General features: G+C 66.2%; 18 protein-coding genes and 1 riboswitch. Of the genes, 12 read left to right on the plus strand and 6 right to left on the minus strand.

Annotation, left to right across the window (positions count from 1 at the left end):
- Positions 1-94 precede the first annotated feature (94 nt).
- From trxA to THL1_RS03835, 4 genes are all read right to left on the minus strand, one after another.
- Positions 95-964, minus strand: coding sequence for a thioredoxin (gene trxA, locus THL1_RS03820; protein WP_069082014.1), 870 nt, complete (start codon positions 962-964; stop codon positions 95-97).
- Between the two features lie 537 nt (positions 965-1,501).
- On the minus strand, positions 1,502-2,647 hold the full coding sequence (locus tag THL1_RS03825) for an IS110 family transposase (protein ID WP_069082015.1): 1,146 nt from the start codon (positions 2,645-2,647) through the stop codon (positions 1,502-1,504).
- 106 nt (positions 2,648-2,753) lie between these two features.
- Positions 2,754-3,407 carry a class I SAM-dependent methyltransferase gene (locus THL1_RS03830; protein ID WP_069082016.1) on the minus strand — a complete coding sequence of 218 codons (654 nt, stop codon included), beginning with the start codon at positions 3,405-3,407 and terminating at the stop codon, positions 2,754-2,756.
- Positions 3,404-3,829 (minus strand): YbaY family lipoprotein, encoded by a 426-nt coding sequence (locus THL1_RS03835; protein WP_069082017.1) that lies wholly within the window; start codon positions 3,827-3,829, stop codon positions 3,404-3,406. Before THL1_RS03835 ends, THL1_RS03830 begins: the two co-directional genes overlap by 4 nt.
- A 163-nt stretch (positions 3,830-3,992) precedes the next feature.
- Between THL1_RS03835 and nrdR the strand changes: the two genes are divergently transcribed.
- The 12 genes from nrdR to THL1_RS03895 all read left to right on the plus strand — a co-directional run bounded on the left by nrdR (position 3,993) and on the right by THL1_RS03895 (position 12,953).
- Positions 3,993-4,457 (plus strand): transcriptional regulator NrdR, encoded by a 465-nt coding sequence (nrdR, locus tag THL1_RS03840; RefSeq protein ID WP_069082018.1) that lies wholly within the window; start codon positions 3,993-3,995, stop codon positions 4,455-4,457.
- The gene (gene ribD / locus THL1_RS03845) at positions 4,457-5,566 is read left to right on the plus strand and encodes a bifunctional diaminohydroxyphosphoribosylaminopyrimidine deaminase/5-amino-6-(5-phosphoribosylamino)uracil reductase RibD (RefSeq protein WP_069082019.1); all 1,110 of its coding nucleotides are present in this window, start codon (positions 4,457-4,459) and stop codon (positions 5,564-5,566) included. Before nrdR ends, ribD begins: the two co-directional genes overlap by 1 nt.
- Positions 5,567-5,656: 90 nt before the next feature.
- Positions 5,657-5,803, plus strand: a riboswitch (FMN riboswitch).
- Between the two features lie 219 nt (positions 5,804-6,022).
- Complete coding sequence (locus THL1_RS03850) at positions 6,023-6,685, plus strand: riboflavin synthase (RefSeq protein WP_069082020.1); 663 nt, start codon at positions 6,023-6,025, stop codon at positions 6,683-6,685.
- 17 nt (positions 6,686-6,702) lie between these two features.
- The gene (gene ribBA / locus THL1_RS03855) at positions 6,703-7,797 is read left to right on the plus strand and encodes a bifunctional 3,4-dihydroxy-2-butanone-4-phosphate synthase/GTP cyclohydrolase II (RefSeq protein WP_069082021.1); all 1,095 of its coding nucleotides are present in this window, start codon (positions 6,703-6,705) and stop codon (positions 7,795-7,797) included.
- Positions 7,798-7,860: 63 nt separating this feature from the next.
- On the plus strand, positions 7,861-8,337 hold the full coding sequence (gene ribE / locus THL1_RS03860; protein ID WP_069082022.1) for a 6,7-dimethyl-8-ribityllumazine synthase: 477 nt from the start codon (positions 7,861-7,863) through the stop codon (positions 8,335-8,337).
- Positions 8,334-8,807, plus strand: coding sequence for a transcription antitermination factor NusB (gene nusB / locus THL1_RS03865; protein WP_069082023.1), 474 nt, complete (start codon positions 8,334-8,336; stop codon positions 8,805-8,807). Before ribE ends, nusB begins: the two co-directional genes overlap by 4 nt.
- 13 nt (positions 8,808-8,820) lie before the next feature.
- Positions 8,821-9,789, plus strand: coding sequence for a thiamine-phosphate kinase (gene thiL, locus THL1_RS03870; RefSeq protein ID WP_069082024.1), 969 nt, complete (start codon positions 8,821-8,823; stop codon positions 9,787-9,789).
- Positions 9,782-10,282, plus strand: a complete 501-nt coding sequence (locus tag THL1_RS03875; protein WP_069082025.1) for a phosphatidylglycerophosphatase A family protein — start codon at positions 9,782-9,784, stop codon at positions 10,280-10,282. Before thiL ends, THL1_RS03875 begins: the two co-directional genes overlap by 8 nt.
- A gap of 132 nt (positions 10,283-10,414) precedes the next feature.
- Positions 10,415-11,017 (plus strand): retropepsin-like aspartic protease family protein, encoded by a 603-nt coding sequence (locus tag THL1_RS03880; protein ID WP_237234813.1) that lies wholly within the window; start codon positions 10,415-10,417, stop codon positions 11,015-11,017.
- A 108-nt stretch (positions 11,018-11,125) separates the two neighbouring features.
- Entirely contained in the window at positions 11,126-11,740 is a 615-nt protein-coding gene (ribA, locus tag THL1_RS03885; protein ID WP_069082027.1) for a GTP cyclohydrolase II, read from the plus strand.
- On the plus strand, positions 11,737-12,156 hold the full coding sequence (locus tag THL1_RS03890) for an MFS transporter (RefSeq protein WP_069082028.1): 420 nt from the start codon (positions 11,737-11,739) through the stop codon (positions 12,154-12,156). Before ribA ends, THL1_RS03890 begins: the two co-directional genes overlap by 4 nt.
- On the plus strand, positions 12,156-12,953 hold the full coding sequence (locus THL1_RS03895) for a cobalamin-binding protein (RefSeq protein ID WP_069082029.1): 798 nt from the start codon (positions 12,156-12,158) through the stop codon (positions 12,951-12,953). Before THL1_RS03890 ends, THL1_RS03895 begins: the two co-directional genes overlap by 1 nt.
- A 207-nt stretch (positions 12,954-13,160) precedes the next feature.
- Here THL1_RS03895 and dxs read toward each other — a convergent pair whose 3' ends face one another.
- Together dxs and THL1_RS03905 are read right to left on the minus strand one after the other, a co-directional pair.
- Positions 13,161-15,056: a 1-deoxy-D-xylulose-5-phosphate synthase gene (gene dxs, locus THL1_RS03900; RefSeq protein ID WP_069082030.1), complete on the minus strand. Its 1,896-nt coding sequence runs from the start codon at positions 15,054-15,056 to the stop codon at positions 13,161-13,163.
- A 203-nt stretch (positions 15,057-15,259) separates the two neighbouring features.
- Positions 15,260-18,529: an acetyl-CoA carboxylase family protein gene (locus THL1_RS03905; protein WP_069082031.1), complete on the minus strand. Its 3,270-nt coding sequence runs from the start codon at positions 18,527-18,529 to the stop codon at positions 15,260-15,262.
- Positions 18,530-18,559 lie beyond the last annotated feature (30 nt).

An 18,559-nucleotide genomic window follows, 5' to 3' on the forward strand; every position in this document is an offset into this window, starting at 1 on the left:
TTGGCTGAAGCCCATCCTTAGGCGTCGAGGGCTGTGGGCGATTTCCATCGCGAATGAATTCACTCCCACCGGAAATAGCGCGCCTGAAGTCCCGTCAGTAGATGGCGTTGTACAGCTTGCGCCGATAGGTGCCGACCAGCGGGTGGTCGCTGCCCAGCAGATCGAACACTTGCAGCAGGGTCTTGTGGGGCAGGCCTTCGCAATAGCTGCGATTACGCACGAAGAGCTTGAGCAGGCCGTCCAGCGCCGGCTCGTACTGCTGGCGGGAAAGCTGCTGGATGGCCAGTTGGTAGACCGCTTCGTCATCACCGGCGTCCAGCGCCAGGCGCGATTTCAGGTCGGCGACTTCGGGCAGGTCAGCGGCCTGGCGGAGGAAGGTCAATTGCGCGCGGGCACCGGCCAGGGCCTGTTTGTGTTCGTCGCTCTTTACGGCGTTGAGCACGGTCTCGGCTTCGCTCAGCTCACCGCGTTCGGCCAGGCAACGGGCATAGAGGATCAGCCCCGCGGCGTTGGTGTTGTCTTCCGTCAACAGTTGCTTGAGCAGGTTTTCCGCTTCGCTGATACGGCCTTCGGCAAAGGCGGCCTGGGCCGCGTCCAGCAGGTTGCCCTGGGGCGTCGCCGGCAGTTGTACATGGGGCTCGAGCATGGCGCGGATGGCCGACTCGGGTTGCGCGCCGGCGAAGCCATCAACCGGCTGGCCGTCCTTGAACAGCACTACGGTAGGCAGGCTGCGAATACCGAAGCGCATGACGATGTCCTGCTCGATATCACAGTTGACCTTGGCCAGCAGCAGCTCGCCCTGGTAGGACTCGGTGATCTGCGCCAGCAGCGGCATCAGGGCCTTGCAGGGCGCGCACCAGTCGGCCCAGAAGTCCACCAGCACCGGCTTGTGGAACGAGTTCTGGATCACCGCCTGGTCGAAGTCGGCGCCGGTGGTATCGAAGATGTAGGGAATGTCGCTCATCTGGGCACTCGAAGGCACGAAGGGATGGGCGAATCATACGGCTGGCGGAGGGGGATGAATATGCCCCGTACGAGCGCCGTGCCTTCCCACCACTCGGTCTGCCTCACCTGTAGGGGCGAATTTATTCGCCAAGCGCCCCGGAGGGGCGCCCCAACTCCGAGCTGATCAGAACGATTCATTCACCGGGCGGGCGGAAGCTTCCAGCCCCGGAATCCGATCGGGAGCCCTGCGTGCTCCTTGGCGAATGAATTCGCCCCTTCTATGAAGATCTCGGTGTCAAGGCCTGTTCCTCCGATTCATGACTTGGGGCACGCATCAAGGCAGCGGGGCATGCTGCTCGTGAGACCTAGCGTCTCACCACCTTCTATCCGCTGGTCACGAGGACCAACACGATCCTGCTTGCGCGTTGCGCTCAGGCATACCCCTTTGCACCACACCCTTTCTACAAGATCGGTCATCGCGCTGATGACCCGGGCGAATTACGGGCGTGTTGACTGCGTAACTCTTTCGTCGCGGCTCGCTGGCTGAGTGGTGGTGTCAGGGCACGGCTTTCAGTGTTGCACCCGCCGGCAGCTCACCGCGCTCCAGGTAGCGCCACAAGGCGATCACCAGGCGTCGCGCCAGGGCCACGATCGCTACCCGTCGACTGCGACGGCAATCACCGCCGGCCTTCTTGGCGAACCAGTGGCTGAGGGCGCTGTTCGGCTGGTAGTGCAGCCATAGCCAGGCCTGTTCGACCAGCAGCGCGCGGACCCGGGGATTACCCTGCTTGCTGATGCCCTGGTCGACCCGCAGCGTGCCGCTGTCGTAGGGCGAGGGCACCAGGCCAACGCAGGCCCCCAACTGACGGCGGTTGCGAAACTGCCGCCAGAACAGCTCGAGTACCAGTTGCCGGGCGCCGACGGTGCCGATGCCGCGCAACTGGCTCAGTCGCGCCACTTGTTCGGCCTGGCGGGTGCCGAAGCGCTGCGCGTGTTCGTGCTCCAGCCGCCGCAGCTGGGTCCGGGCCTCCTGCCAGCGTTGCAGCTCCCGCTGCAGGCGGGCCTGCAGCGCCGCCCCCAGCGCCTGGCCAGCCCAGTCCTGCAGCGTGCCCTCGGCCAGTTGTTGGCGGCCGGCACGATCCAGCCGGGTCCAGCAGCCCACCGTCGCCAGCAGCTTCTCGATCCGGTTGCGGTGCTGCTGCAGCTCGCGCTGCAACTGCTGGCGCTCGCGCCCCCAGTGCCGGCGATCCTCGTCCTCGACGCTGGGCGGGCACACCACCTGAAAACGCCGCTGCTCGCCACGCAGCCAGGCCAGCAGGGCCTCCACCAGGCGCAAGGCGTCCAGCCGGTCAGTCTTGGCCAGACGCCTCCGCCGCGCCATCAGCAGGCTCGCTGGATCGATCACCAGGACCTCCAGCGCACGCGCCTGCAAGGCGCGCTGTAGCCAGAAGCCATCCTGGCCCGCTTCATACACCACGACCACTCTGGCGGACGCTGGCAACGCCCAGAGCGCGCGCGTCTCCGCGATCGTTTGCACCACCTGCTCCAGGCGCGCCAGGGGTTGCGGTGCGTCGACTGTCTTCAGCCGGGGGGCGCGCCGGGCATCACTCAGCGCCACTTTCCAACTGGCCCTGGCCAACTCCAGCGCCACTGCCAAGACCGGTTCGTTCGCACTATGCTGTTCAACGTAGGCCGTTCGCATGTCGATTCCTCCTCTGGGCCAAACCTTCTATCCCCCGGATTAAGAATCGGCGTGCGGGCGGCCTTTGCATAGGATCTACAGGAACGGGGATGGTCTGCTCAAGCGCTCACCGAATCGCGTGATACAGGCTCACGTTGCGGAATTCCGCCGGCTCGGCCAGGTCTGGCCAGGTGCAGGCGTCCAGAATCGCCAGGCGGGTGTAGAGCGGGTGCTGGAAGTCGCGAACCCGCGAGTCGGCTACCAGGGCCTGGCGGCCACGGGTGAGGAAGTGGTTGAGCAGCGGCAGGTTGGCGCGGTCGTAGAGCACGTCGGCGACTATGATCAGGTCGAAACGGTCCTCCTCCTGGAAGAAGTCCGCAGAGTAGCTCAGCGCCACCCCGTTCAGTTCTGCGTTGGCGCGGCAGGCGTCCAGGGCCAGCGGGTCGAGATCGCAGGCCACCACTTCGGCGGCCCCGGCCTTGGCCGCGGCAATGGCGGCGACCCCCGAGCCGGCCCCGAAATCCAGCACGCGCTTGCCGGCGACCCATTCCGGCTTCTCGGCCAGCCAGCGCGCCAGGGCCAGGCCGCTGGCCCAGCAGAAGCACCAGTAGGGTGGCTCTTCGAGGATGCGTCGGGTTTCTTCGGGGCTGAAGGCCCGGTCCATATTGTTGGCGTCGATCAGCCAGAGCTTGAGGTCGGTGCCGGGCAGGGTTTCCGCGCTGAGGCTGGCGTCGCCCAGCAAGCGGGTCAGTGCCTGCTGCAGGGATTGCGCCACGGTCATGGCGCCGGGACCATTTGCAGGGGGCCGAGGGACTGGCTTTCAGGTTGCAGGATGAGGCGCGGCTGCAGCTTCAGAATCAGCTGTCCCGAGAGGCTCGCGCGTCCGCGTAGCTCCACGCGCTCGCCACGGGGAAAGGCTTCCGGGTTGAACAGCAGGCGAAAGGGCAGCGGGCCGCCGTTGCCGTTAAGCACCAGGCTGCCCAGCAAGCGCTGCGGGCGGTTGCGCTCGTCGATCGACATCAACGCGAGTTCCACCTCGCTGCCGGCGGGCGGGGCTTGCAGCACGCCGCTGAGTTCGCGCAGGTGCGCGGGCGTGGCTTCCACCCGGGATTGCGGTGCCGGGGTGGGCAGTTCCGGGGCGGGCTCTTCGCTGGCACAGGCCACGAGCAGGGCGGCGAGGAGCAGGGGAATGAGTGGGCGCATCTGGGCTTCCTGATATTGGCGCTGTTGACGTTGCGTTACGGTCGCGAACGAAGCATCTACAGACCCTAAGTGCGCGGGGCTTATAGCGCAAAGCCGTCGGCTTGTCTTGCCTCGGGGATGCGCTACCATGGACCACCTTTTCTGCCGATGCCCCCCGAACGCCATGCACTGTCCCTTCTGCGGCGCCCACGACACCAAGGTCATTGATTCGCGGCTGGTCGCCGAGGGCGACCAGGTGCGCCGCCGCCGCGAGTGCCTGGCTTGCGAAGAGCGTTTCACCACCTTCGAGACCGCCGAGCTGGTGATGCCCCGGCTGATCAAGCAGGACGGCAGCCGCCAGCCCTTCGACGAAGACAAGCTGCGGGCCGGCATGCAGCGCGCGCTGGAGAAGCGCCCGGTGAGCGTCGAGCGCCTCGAAGCTGCCATCGCCCATATCAAGCACAAGCTGCGCGCCACTGGTGAGCGCGAAGTGAAGTCGCGGGTGTTGGGTGAGCTGGTGATGCTTGAACTGCAGAAGCTCGATGAAGTCGCCTACATCCGCTTTGCTTCGGTTTATCGCCGCTTCCAGGATCTCAACGAGTTCCGCGAGGAAATCGAGCGCCTGGCCCGCGAGCCGTCGAAAGACTGATGGCCGACCTCGACCAGGCCTATATGGCCCGCGCCCTGGAACTGGCGCGCAAAGGCATTTACTCCACTCACCCGAACCCACGCGTGGGTTGTGTCGTCGTCCGTGACGGGCAGATCGTGGGCGAGGGTTGGCACGTTCGCGCTGGCGAGCCCCATGCCGAGGTTCACGCGCTGAGGCAGGCCGGCGAGTTGGCCCGTGGCGCCACCGCCTACGTCACCCTCGAGCCCTGCAGCCACCATGGCCGCACACCGCCTTGCGCCGATGCGCTGGTGGCGGCCGGTGTCGGGCGCGTGGTCGCGGCCATGCAGGACCCCAATCCACAGGTTGCCGGCCGTGGTCTCCAGCGTCTGGCGGACGCCGGCATCGCGGTGCAGAGCGGTGTGCTGGAGGCCGAGGCGCGGGTGTTGAACGCCGGGTTCATCAAACGCATGGAGCAGGGGCTGCCCTTCGTGCGGGTCAAGCTGGCCATGAGCCTGGACGGCCGTACCGCCATGGCCAGTGGCGAAAGCCAGTGGATCACCGGACCCGAAGCCCGCTCGGCCGTGCAGCGCCTGCGTGCCCGCGCCAGCGTGGTGCTGACGGGCGCCGACACCGTGCTCGCCGATTCTGCGCGTCTGACCGTGCGCGCGGACGAACTGGGCCTCGACCCTGAACTCACGTCCCTGGCCGTCAGCCGTCCGCCGCTGCGGGTGCTGGTGGACGGGCGCCTGCGGGTGCCGCTGTCGGCGCCTTTCTTCCAGGCCGGTCCGGCCCTGGTCGTCACCGCCAGTGTCGCCGGCCAGGACGCCTATCGGGGCCACGAGCTGCTGGCGCTGCCCGGAGCCGACGGCCATGTCGACCTGCGTCAGTTGCTGCAGGACCTGGCCAGCCGTGGCGTAAACGACGTGCTGGTGGAGGCCGGCCCGCGCCTCGCCGGGGCCTTCGCCCGTGCCGGGCTGGTGGATGAGTACCAGATTTTCATCGCCGCGAAGTTCCTCGGCTCCAATGCCCGGCCCTTGCTGGACTGGCCGCTGGAACGAATGGCCGAAGCGCCAGCGCTCAAGATCGTCGAAATGCGCGCCGTGGGTGACGACTGGCGCGTCATCGCCGTACCCAGCCCCTCTGCCTGATTTTTGGCCAGCTGGCCTGGTCGCAAACGCCGATGCAAGTTCGCCACGACTGTGATAAAACGCCAGCCAGCCAGCTTCATTGACTGGCTGAAACGTTCTCAGGGCGGGGTGCAAGTCCCCACCGGCGGTGATTGCGCGTCAAGCGCATAGCCCGCGAGCGCTCGTTCATGACGAGGTCAGCAGACCCGGTGCGATCCCGGGGCCGACGGTAATAGTCCGGATGAAGAGAGAACGGGATTGCCTGCCTGGGCCAGGGTGCGTCCGTGCCTGCCTCCGTCAGATCCCTTTCGATCCGATACGCCCTGTTTTTCACAAAACAGGAGTTCCATCGATGTCACATGCAACAGTCCAAATCCTTCCGGCGCCGGCGGTTCGTCTGCGCGCGGGCGAGGTGCGGGCGCCTATAATGCGTCTTTCGCCGGTTTCGACCGGTCCGCAGCAAGTTCTGGAGGCCTCATGTTCACCGGCATAATCGAAGCCATCGGCACCCTCCGCGCGATCACGCCCAAGGGTGGCGACGTCCGCGTACTGGTAGAAACCGGCAAACTGGACCTCTCCGACGTCAAGCTGGGCGACAGCATTGCGGTCAATGGCGTCTGCCTCACCGCCGTCGAGCTGCCGGGCAACGGTTTCTGGGCCGACGTCAGCCGCGAAACCCTGGCCCGCACCGGGTTCGAAGACCTCAAGCCGGGTAGCCTGGTCAACCTGGAAAAAGCCCTGACCCCCACCAGCCGCCTGGGCGGCCATCTGGTCAGCGGCCATGTCGACGGCATCGGCGAAGTGGTCGCGCGGGAAGACAACGCCCGCGCCGTGCAATTCCGCATCCGTGCACCGCGCGACCTGGCCAAGTACATTGCCCTGAAGGGCTCGATCACCGTCGACGGCACGAGCCTGACGGTAAACTCGGTGAACGGTGCAGAGTTCGAGCTGACCATCGTCCCGCATACCCTGGCCGAGACCATCATGGTCGACTACCGCCCGGGACGCCGGGTCAACCTGGAGGTCGACCTGCTGGCCCGCTACCTGGAGCGCCTGCTGCTGGGCGACAAGGCAGCCGAGCCGCAATCCTCTGGCCTGACCGAAAGTTTCCTCGCCGAACACGGCTACCTCAAACACTGAATTCAGAAGGAGGGCCCATGGCTCTCAACAGCATTGACGAACTGATCGAAGACATCCGCCAGGGCAAGATGGTCATCCTCATGGATGACGAGGATCGCGAGAACGAAGGCGACCTGATCATGGCCTCCGAGTGCGTGCAGGCCGAGCACATCAACTTCATGGCCCGCTTCGCCCGCGGCCTGATCTGCATGCCCATGACCCGCGAACGTTGCGAACTGCTGAAGCTGCCGCTGATGGCGCCGCGCAATGGTTCGGGCTTTGGCACCAAGTTCACCGTCTCGATCGAAGCCGCCGAGGGCGTGACCACCGGCATCTCCGCCGCCGACCGCGCACGTACCGTGCAGGTTGCCGCCGCCAAGGGCGCCAAGGCCGAAGATATTGTCAGCCCCGGCCACATCTTCCCGCTGATGGCCCAGCCGGGCGGCGTGCTGGCCCGGGCCGGTCACACCGAGGCTGCCTGCGACCTGGCGCGCATGGGTGGTTTCGAGGCCAGCGGCGTGATCTGCGAGATCATGAACGACGACGGCACCATGTCCCGTCGCCCCGAGCTGGAGGCCTTCGCCGCCGAGCACGGGATCAAGATCGGTACCATCGCTGACCTCATCCACTATCGCCTGATCCACGAGCGCACCGTCGATCGCATTGCCGAGCAGCCGCTGGACAGCGAGCTGGGCCACTTCAACCTGGTGACCTACCGCGATTCCGTGGAAGGCGACGTGCACATGGCGCTGACCCTCGGCAAGATCTGCCCGGAAGAGCCGACCCTGGTGCGTGTGCACAACATGGACCCGCTGCGCGACCTGTTCATGGTCAACCAGGAAGGCCGCTGGAGCCTGCGTGCCGCCATGAGCGCGGTGGCCAAGGCCGGTAGCGGCGTGGTGCTGCTGCTGGGCAACCCGCTCACCGGCCCGCAACTGCTGGCCCACCTGGAGCGCCAGCTGGGAACGGAAACCAAGGTCACCAACCCGACCACCTACAGCACCGTGGGTGCCGGATCGCAGATTCTTCGCGACCTCGGCGTGCGCAAGATGCGCCTGATGAGCTCGCCGATGAAGTTCAACGCGATATCCGGTTTCGACCTGGAAGTTGTAGAATACCTGCCCGCTGAATGACCCGCAGGGCCCCGACCAATGAATGGCCGGGGCCCTCGCTCTTTAATTGACGAGAATTCGCCCATGTCCCTGAAGACCATCGAAGGTACCTTCATCGCCCCCAAAGGCCGCTATGCCCTGGTGGTCGGCCGTTTCAACAGCTTCGTCGTGGAAAGCCTGGTGAGTGGCGCCGTAGACGCTCTGGTCCGCCACGGTGTCAGCGAAAACGACATCACCCTCATCCGTGCTCCCGGCGCGTTTGAAATCCCGCTGGTGGCCCAGAAGGTCGCCCAGCAAGGCGAGTACTCCGCCATCATCGCCCTCGGCGCGGTCATTCGTGGCGGCACCCCGCACTTCGAATACGTTGCCGGTGAATGCACCAAGGGCCTGGCCCAGGTTTCCATGGAATTCGGCGTTCCGGTCGCCTTCGGCGTGCTGACCGTCGACTCCATCGAGCAGGCCATCGAGCGTTCCGGCACCAAGGCCGGTAACAAAGGCGCCGAAGCTGCCCTGTCCGCCCTGGAGATGGTTAGCCTGCTGGCTGCCCTGGAGGCCAAGTGAGCAACGCAGACGGTTCGGCGCCCAAGGCACCGAAAGGCAAGATCGCAGCCCGTCGCCAGGCCCGCAGCCTGGCGATGCAAGCGCTCTACTCCTGGCACATCGCTGGCCAGCCGCTCAACGAGATCGAAGCGCAGTTCCGCGTCGACAACGATTTCAGTTCGGTCGACGGCGCCTACTTCCACGAGATCCTGCACGGCGTGCCGCGCATGAAGACCGAGATCGACGAAGCCTTCCTGCCCTGCCTGGACCGTGCCCTCGAAGAAGTAGACCCGGTGGAACTGGCGATTCTGCGTCTGTCGACCTACGAGCTGATGAACCGCGTGGACGTGCCGTATCGCGTGGTGATCAACGAAGGCATCGAACTGGCCAAGGTGTTTGGCGCCACCGACGGACACAAGTTCGTCAACGGCGTGCTGGACAAGCTGGCGCCGCGCCTGCGCGCCGCTGAAGTCCGCGGCGGCAAGCGCTGATTGCAGCCTGCGCGTGGGTGAGTTCGAGCTGATCCGCCGTTTCTTCGCCTCCGCCGCCTGTGCGGCGGGAGGTGAAGGCATCGCCCTTGGCATCGGCGACGACTGCGCCTTGCTGCAATTGCCGCCCGGCGAGCAGCTGGCGATTTCTACCGATACCCTGGTGGCCGGCGTGCACTTCCCACACGATGCCGACCCCTTCCTTCTCGGCCAGCGCGCCCTGGCGGTTTCTGCCAGCGACCTGGCGGCGATGGGCGCCACGCCCGTTGCCTTCACCCTTGCCCTGACCCTGCCCGACGCCCAGGCCAGTTGGCTGGACGGCTTCGCCCGTGGCCTGTGCAACATGGCGCAGGATTGTGGGATTGGCCTGGTGGGTGGCGATACCACGCGCGGTCCGCTGAGCCTGACCCTCAGCGTATTCGGCCGCGTTCCCGCCGGGCAGGCCCTGACCCGCGCCGGTGCGCGCCCTGGCGACCTGCTTTGTGTGGGCGGCAGCCTGGGCGACGGTGCGGGCGCGCTACCCCTGGTGCTGGGCGAACGGCAGGAATGTGGTCCCGAGGCGGACTACCTGCTGCAGCGCTACTGGGCGCCGCAGCCGCAACTGGCCCTGGGCCAGGCGCTGCGCGGGCGTGCCACGGCGGCGCTGGATATCTCCGACGGTCTGCTCGCCGATTGCGGGCATATCGCTCGCGCCTCGGGCGCCGCACTGTGGATTGAAACGGCGCGACTGCCGCTGTCATCTGCCCTCGAAGGGCTCTTTTCCAGGGAATTTGCCCTCAATTGTGCGCTGGCCGGTGGCGACGACTACCGCCTGGCCTTTACCCTGCCCGCCCGTGAGCTGGCCGCCGTCCAGGCCGACTGGCCGGACGTGGCGGTGATTGGCCGGGTAGAAGCCGGGCAGGGTGTGCACTTGCTGGACTCCGCCGGCGCTGAACTGCAGCCGCCGGCATTGGGCTATCAACATTTCGGGAGTCAAGGTGACTGATCACGAGTCGTCCACGCCGCAACCCATTCCCCATTCGGTGTGGACCAACCCCTGGCATTTCATTGCCTTCGGCTTCGGCTCGGGCACCCTGCCCAAGGCCCCGGGCACCTGGGGTTCGCTGGTGGCCCTGCCGTTCATTCCGCTCTGGCAGATGCTGCCGGACTGGGGCTACTGGCTGATGCTGGGGCTGACCATGCTGTTCGGCTTCTGGCTGTGCGGCAAGGTGGCCGACGACCTGCGCGTGCATGACCATGAAGGCATCGTCTGGGACGAGATGGTCGGCATGTGGATCACCCTCTGGCTGGTGCCCGAGGGCTGGCAATGGCTGCTGCTGGGTTTCCTGGTGTTCCGCGTGATGGACATCCTCAAGCCCTGGCCTATCCACTGGATCGACCGCCACGTCCATGGTGGGGTGGGGATCATGCTCGACGACGTGCTGGCCGGTGTCTTCGCTTGGCTGGCGATGCAGTTCATTGTCTGGGGCCTGGCCTAGGGCTTGTACGAAAAGTCGTCGAGCGACGCAACGACCACTGGAAGCAACCCTACGCCTTCGACAAGGAACTGGAGAAACCCCATGCCGCGCCCCGACCTGCGTATCGCCGCTGTCCTGCTGGCGTTTGCCCCGATGTTCGCCGGAGCCACCCAGGTGCAGGTGGTCGGCCTCTTTCCCGGTGCGGCCGTGCTCAACGTCGACGGCCAGCGCAAGCTGGTGAAGGTGGGGCAGACCGGTCCAGGGGGTGTTCAGGTCATCAGTGCCGACAGCAAGGGTGCGGTGCTGCGCGTCGACGGTGTCGAGCGTAGCTATGGCCTGTCCCGCGAGTACAACCAGGCGGGTAGCCCGGGAGCGCCGCAGAAGGCCCGACTCAGCATTGCTCGCGGCAATAACGGACACTTTCAGGTGGCCGGCTCCATCGAAGGCCACCCGGTGCAGTTCCTGGTCGATACCGGCGCCACCAGCGTTGCGATGAACGAGAACCAAGCGCGCCGCCTGGGTATCGATTACCGGGTAAAAGGCCTGCCGATGAAGGCCAGCACCGCGGCGGGCACCGTCAACGCCTGGCGGGTGACCTTCGACCGGATCAAGGTCGGCGGCATCGAAGTGCTGGGCGTGGAAGGCGCCGTGGTTGAAGGCGACTCGCCGGTGGAGGTGCTGCTGGGTATGAGTTTCCTCAACCGGGTGCGTTGGCGCGAGGAGCAGGGCGTCTTGATGCTCGAATCCAAACTCTGAGTCCGCTTCCTTCGGGTCAATCGATACTTATCCCCAACTATTCAGTCTGACCGGCCGATCAGCGCTGCTGCTACAATGCCGGCCTTGCCAATTTCCAGGAGCCCTACGGTGTCTGTCGTTTTCGTCGCCGCCTCCCAGCTGCCCACGCCTTTCGGTGTATTCACCATGCACGGCTTCCTCGACGAGACCAGTGGCAAGGAGCACGTTGCCCTGACCCTGGGTGACGTCGCCAGCGGCGAACCTGTCCTGGGCCGTCTGCACTCCGAATGCCTCACCGGTGATGCGCTGTTCAGCCTGCGTTGCGATTGCGGTTTCCAGCTCGAAGCGGCCCTGGGTGCCATCGCCGAAGCCGGTTGTGGCGTGCTGCTGTACCTGCGTCAGGAGGGCCGTGGCATCGGCTTGCTGAACAAGATCCGCGCCTATGAGCTGCAGGATGCCGGTGCCGATACCGTGGAAGCCAACGAGCGCCTGGGCTTCGGCGCCGACCAGCGCGACTACGCCATGTGCCAGCCGATGCTGGAACACCTGGGCATCCGCGCCATCAAGCTGATGACCAACAATCCGCGCAAGGTCAAGGCACTGGAAAGCTACGGCCTCAATGTGGCAGAGCGCGTGCCGCTGCAGACCGGCCTGAACAAGCACAACCGCAAGTACCTGGCCACCAAGGCCGGAAAACTCGGTCACATGCTGGGCAACCTGCATCAGGCGGAAGCCGAGTCGTGACCCGCAAGGAAGTCCGTCGCCAGCTTGCCCTGGCCTGGTGGCGCCAGCTGGGCTACACCTTGGTGCCGCTGCTCGTCATGAGCTACCTGTTCGGTGATGGCGAGCCGCTTTGGCCGATGTTGCAGATGCCGCTGTTCATCGCCGCCCTGGTCTCCCTGTTCCTCAGCCTGCCCTTGTTCTCCGCCTACAAGCGCGCGTTGGTGGCCACCGAAGCGGCCCTCGGCCGTGCCGAAGAGCCTGGCGCCTGGCAGGAACTGGCCCGTCGCCGTGGCAAGGCGTTTCTCGCCGCTGGGCTGCCCGCCTGGATCGCCGCCCTGGCGGTGCTGGTCGGCCTGAATGCCGTGGCGCTGTTCCTCCTGGCCATGAGCAGCCTCGTGCTGCTCTACCTCTACCGAATTCCCCGCCAGCTCGGCTGATGCGCCGGCTGCTCACCTGCCTGTTGTTGTGCCTGGCGCTGCCCGCCACGGCGCAGCTGCGGGTGGTCAGCCTGGCTCCGTCCCTCACAGAAACCATGCTCGACCTCGGCGCCAGCGACCTGCTGGTGGGCGTGCTGGATGGCGGTGAGCGTCCTCCTGCCCTGGCGGATCTGCCATCCGTGGGCCGTTACGGCCAGCTGCAGGCGGAAAGTCTGCTCAGCCTGCGACCCGACCTGGTGCTGCTCTGGCCGGACAGCGTGGGTGCCGCCGGGCGCGAGCAACTGAAGAAACTCTCCATTCCTCAACTGGTGGTCGAGCCCCGGAACCTGGCGCAACTGGCAGCGTCCTTCGTCGAGCTCGGCGAGCGGGTCGGGCGTGCCGAACAGGGCCGCCAGTTGGCGGCGCGCTTCGAGATGGGGCTGGCTGAGCTGCGCCAGCGCCATCAGCGCGACGTGCCGCTGAAGGTTTTCTATCAGGTCTGGGACCAGCCGCTCTATACGCTCGGCGGCCAGCAGATCGTCAGCGATGCCTTGAAGTTATGTGGGGCGGAAAACGTCTTTGCCGACCTTTTAGTGCCGGCGCCACAAGTGGGGATCGAGGCCGTGTTGCAGCGCGATCCCGCCGTGATACTGGTGAGCGAGCCGAGTCAGGCCAGCGGGTGGGCGGCTTGGCCGCAATTGGCGGCAGTCAGGAAGGGGCAGGTCTGGCCCGTGCCGGACCGTGGACTGGAGCGGCCGAGCTTCCAGATGCTGGGCGCGACCGAGAAGCTGTGCCAGTTGCTGGACATTGCGAGGTAGGGTGCGCCATGCGCACCGACAGAGGCTTGGTGCGCGCGGCGCACTTTACAGACGTGTAGGGTGGATGGCGCTTTTCCATCCACCAACAGCACTATGCCGGACCTCGAATGGTGGACCGGTGAAGCGTGGTCCACCCTTGGCTGAAGCTCATCCTTGAGCGTCGGGGTCTGTGCAAATTCATTCGCGAATGAATTCGCTCCCACCGGGTCAGAGCCCCAGCAGCGCCAGCCGTTTGCGCATCGATGCTTCGATACCCGCGGCATCCAGCCCGCATTCGGCGAGCATTTCCGCTGGCTTGGCATGTTCGACGTAGTAGTCCGGAAGACCCAGGTGCAGCACGGGCTTGACCAGATTCTCGCGGGCGAGGAACTCGCTGACGGCGGCACCGGCGCCACCCATCACGCTGTTCTCTTCGATGGTCACCAGCAGCTCATGGCTTCCGGCCAGCTCGCGGAGCAGGGCCTCGTCCAGCGGTTTGACGAAGCGCATGTCGACCACGGTGGCGTCGAGGTTTTCCGCCACTTGCAGGGCTTCCGCCAGTTGCACGCCGAATACCAGCAGCGCGGCCTTGGCACCCTTGCGACGGACCACGCCCTTGCCGATTTCAACCGGAGCCAGGCTCGGGTCGATCGGTGCGTTCGGGCCGCTGCCGCGCGGATAGCGCACCGCCGCCGGACCTTCGAAGTGGTAGCCGGTGGTCAGCAGCAGGCGCAGTTCGTTCTCGTCGCTTGGCGTCATCACCAGCATGCCGGGGATGCAGCGCAGGTAGGAGAGGTCGAAGCTGCCCGCGTGGGTCGGGCCGTCTTCGCCCACCAGGCCGGCACGGTCGATGGCGAAGAGCACGTCGAGGTTCTGCACCGCCACGTCGTGGATCAGTTGGTCGTAGCCGCGCTGGAGGAAGGTGGAGTAGATCGCCACCACCGGCTTGGCGCCATCGCAGGCCATGCCGGCCGCCAGGGTCACCGCGTGCTGTTCGGCGATGGCAACGTCGAAATAGCGATCCGGGAAGCGTTCGCTGAAGGCCACCAGGTCGGAGCCTTCCTTCATCGCCGGGGTGATGCCTACCAGGCGCGGGTCCTGGCCGGCCATGTCGCACAGCCATTGTCCGAAGACGCTGGAGTACTTCGGGCCGGAAGGTTTCTTCGGCGCGGCCGGGGCCTTGATCGGTTCCAGCTTGGTGATGGCGTGGTAGCCGATGGGGTCGACTTCCGCCGGAGCGAAGCCCTTGCCCTTCTTGGTTACCACATGCAGGAACTGCGGGCCCTTGAGGTCGCGCATGTTGCGCAGGGTCGCAACCATCGTCGGCAGATCGTGGCCGTCGATGGGACCGATATAGTTCCAGCCCAGCTCTTCGAACAGGGTGCCGGGAACCAGCATGCCCTTGGCGTATTCCTCGGTGCGGCGAGCGATTTCCCAGGCGCCGGGCAGGCGCGACAGCACTTTCTTGCTGCCTTCGCGCATGCTCGCGTAGGTGCGGCTGGAAAGGATCTTCGCCAGGTAGTTCGACAGGCCGCCGACGTTGTGGGAAATCGACATGTCGTTGTCGTTGAGGATCACCAGCATGTCGGCCTGCACGTCCGAAGCGTGGTTGAGCGCCTCGAAGGCCATGCCGGCGGTCAGCGCGCCGTCACCGATCACCGCAATGGATTTGCGGCTGGAACCCTGCATACGGGCGGCGATGGCCATCCCCAGGGCGGCGCTGATGGAGGTGCTGGAGTGGCCGACGCCGAAGGTGTCGTACTCGCTTTCCACGCGGCGCGGGAAGGCGGCGATGCCGTCCTTCTGGCGCAGGCTGCCCATTTGTTCGCGACGGCCGGTGAGGATCTTGTGCGGATAGGCCTGATGGCCCACGTCCCAGACCAGCCGATCGTCGGGCGTGTCATAGACATAGTGCAGGGCGATGGTCAGTTCCACCACGCCGAGGCCAGCACCGAAGTGGCCGCCGGTCTTGCCGACGGTATAGAGCAGGTACTGGCGCAGTTCGTCGGCCAGCGTCTCCAGCTCCGCCTCGCCGAGCCGGCGCAGTTCGTCCGGCGTCGCCGCACGGTCGAGCAGGGGCGTGACGGGGCGTTCGCGGGGAATCTCGTGGAACGTCGTGGGCATCAGGCGAATCGTTATAGGAAAAAAAGATGGGCAAGTTTACCTGATGCGGCTTTGCCTGCCCAAGACATGGTGTCGGTTGGGGGCAGTCGTCGGTTGGCTCGGTACAGTGTGTACAACGGTGAATAACGCTTTTTTATCCACCATTGGCGCTGGGCTGGAGTCTGATTGGTGGACAGAAAAGCGCTGTCCACAAGGGAACGGGCCTACCAGGTATCCACGAACGGCCGCTTCTTCCCTTCGCGAGCCGCCGGTCTGGGCGCGGCATTCAGCCCGCGTAGCAGCCAGGCGCGGGTTTCCTGCGGGTCGATCACGGCATCGATCTCCAGGAAGCTGGCCATGTTGATCGCCTTGCCGTTCTGGTAAGCCCTGGCAACCATCTTGTCGAACAGCTGCTGTCGCTCGTTTGCGTCCTCAATGGCGGCCAGTTCTTTGGCGTAGCCCAGGCGTACCGCACCCTCCAGCCCCATGGCGCCGAATTCGCCGCTGGGCCAGGCGATGGTGAACAGGGGGGAGTGGAAGCTGCCCGCCGCCATGGCCTGGGCGCCCAGTCCGTAGCCCTTGCGCAGCACCACGGTGAAGAAGGGCACCGACAACCCGGCAGCGGCCACGAACATGCGTGAGACGTGGCGCACCGTGGCCTGTTTTTCCGACTCCGGCCCCACCATGAACCCGGGCGTGTCGCAGAGCGAAAGCATCGGGATGTCGAAGGCATCGCACAGTTGCATGAAGCGCGCGGCCTTGTCGCCGGCCTGGGCGTCGATGGCGCCGCCCAGGTGCATGGGGTTGTTGGCCAGCAGGCCGAACGCCTTGCCCTCGATGCGAATGAACGCGGTGACCAGCCCCGGCGCGAACTGTCGGCGCAGCTCCAGCACCGAGCCCTGGTCGGCCAGGGTCTCGATCAGTGCGCGGATGTCATAGACCCGCAGGCGGTTCTCCGGGATGGCGTGGCGCAGCAGGCGCTGGTCGGCACATTGCCAGTTGGTCAGGTCGCCCTGGAAGTACGACAGGTATTGCTGCGCCACCCGCACCGCCTCGGCTTCGTCCTCCACCAGCACGTCGATCACGCCGTTGGGGCCCTGGACGCTGTTGGGGCCGACGTCCTCCGGCGCGAAGCGGCCCAGGCCGCCGCCTTCGATCATGGCTGGTCCCGCCATGCCGATACTGGCGTTCTTCGTCGCGATGATCACGTCGCAGCAGCCGAGCAGTGCGGCGTTGCCGGCGAAGCAACGGCCGGACACCACCCCCACCAGCGGCACCAGGCCGGACAGGCGTGCCATGCCCACGAAGGTGTGGCAGTCCAGCCCCGCCACGCCGACGAAATCCGAGTCGCCCGGCCGGCCACCGCCACCTTCGGCGAACAGCACCAGCGGCAGGCGCCACTGCTCCGCCAGGCCCAGCATGCGGTCGGTCTTCTTGTGGTTCATGACCCCCTGGGTGCCGGCGAACACGGTGTAGTCGTAGGCGATGCTCATGCAGCGTGCGGCTTCACTGCCGAACCGGGCGGCGTTGACCGTGCCGATGCCCGCTACCAGCCCATCCGCCGGGCTCTGCTCGATCAGCTCCTCCAGTGAACGACGCCGGCGCTGGGCGGCCAGGGCCAGGGCGCCGTACTCGATGAAGCTGCCTTCATCCAGCAAGTCGTCGAGATTCTCGCGGGTAGTGCGTTGGCCCGTTTTGCGCCGCCGCGCGACCGCCTGCGGGCGGCGCTCATCCGTGGTGATGGCGTGGCGTTCCAGCACTTCGGCCAGGTCCGCGCGGATATGCGCAAGGTCATGGCTTTCCTCGCTCTGCTGCTTACTGCCGGTCACCTCCGCCGGCTCCAGGAATAGCAGCGGCGCACCTTCGAACAGGCTGCCCCCGGGTGCTACCGCCACCGCGCGGATGATGCCGCCCTGGTTCGCCTTGACCACGAATTCCATCTTCATCGCTTCCAGCACTGCCACGGGCTGGCCGGGCGCCACGATATCGCCCACCTGCACGTCCAGGCTCACCAGCATGCCCTGGCTGGGGGCATTCAGCGGTACGCAGCCGGCCGGCGCCTCGACCTGCCCGGCCTGGGCGGTGCCCGTTCCCGCGTCACCCGCAAAGAACAGGTGCGGATGGGCCGCCTGCCGGGGTGCCAGGAGTTCACCGATTTCCCGCTCGATGAAACGCGTGTCCACGCCGCGTTCCAGTTCTGTACGGCGCAGCAGGTTCTGCAGGAAGTGGATGTTGCTTGCCACACCTTCCAGGCGGAACTCGCATAGGGCGCGATAGGCGCGGCGCAGGGCGGCGGGCAGGTCATCGCCCTGGGCAGTCAGCTTGGCCAGCAGCGAATCGTAGTTGGGGCTGGTGGCGTAGCCGGCGTAGCCATAGCCGTCCACGCGGATGCCGGGGCCGCTGGGAGGCTCGTAGGCGCTGATCAGTCCGCCGGCGGGACGGGCGCTGCCGTCGGCTTGCATGCTTTCCAGGTTGATACGCAGTTGCACGGCGAAGCCGCGTGGGGGCGCAGGGTCGACAAGCCCCAGCTCCGTCAGATTGGCGCCTTCGGCCAGGCGCAGTTGTACCTGCACCAGGTCGACGCCGGTCACGGCTTCGGTGATGCAGTGCTCCACCTGAATGCGTGGGTTGGCCTCCATGAACACAAAGTCTCCACGGGCGGCGTCCACCAGGAATTCGAAGGTGCCGATACCGCGATAATTGACGGCAGCGGCCAGGGTCAGCGCGGCATCCAGGATGCGCTGGCGCAGGCGGGCGTCCAGATCGGGCGCCGGGGCGATCTCGATCACCTTCTGATGGCGCCGTTGCAGGCTGCAGTCCCGCTCCCAGAGGTGGGCCACCCGCTCACCGTCGCCCAGCACCTGGACCTCGATGTGGCGCGCGTTGTCGATCAGCCGCTCGACATAGAGATCGCCATTGCCGAAGGCCGAACGGGCCTCCGACTGACAACGCTCGAAGGCCTGCTCCAGCTCGCCGTTATCGCGCACTGCCCGCATGCCGCGTCCGCCGCCGCCTGCCAGGGCTTTGAGCATGATCGGGCCGCTTTCCAGCAGTGTGCGGGCTTCGTCCAGGGTGGTGGCGCGGTTACTCCCGGCGGCCAGCGGCAGGCCGCAGCCTGCGGCCAGTTCACGGGCGCGGGCCTTGTCGCCGAACAGCGCCAGGGCCTCGGCTGAAGGACCGACGAAGCGAAGCCCGGCGGCCTCGCACTTGCGGGCGAAATCCGCGTTCTCACTGAGAAAGCCGTAGCCGGGGTGCACCGCATCGCAGCCGTGCTGGCGGGCCGCTTCCACCAATTGCGCGGCATCCAGGTATGCCGCCGCGCCACGACCTTTCAGCGGGACCGCGAGGTCCGCCTTGCGCAGGTGCAGGGACTGGCTGTCGTCCTCGGCGTACACGACAACGCTGCGAATACCCAGCTCGGCGGCGGCGCGGGCGATGCGGATGGCGATCTCGCCGCGGTTGGCGATCAGCAGGGACTGGATGGCTCTGTTCACGGCGAAGATCCTTGGCGTGCGATGCAGGGA

It is taken from the genome of Pseudomonas sp. TCU-HL1, assembly GCF_001708505.1.
Lineage (GTDB): Bacteria > Pseudomonadota > Gammaproteobacteria > Pseudomonadales > Pseudomonadaceae > Metapseudomonas.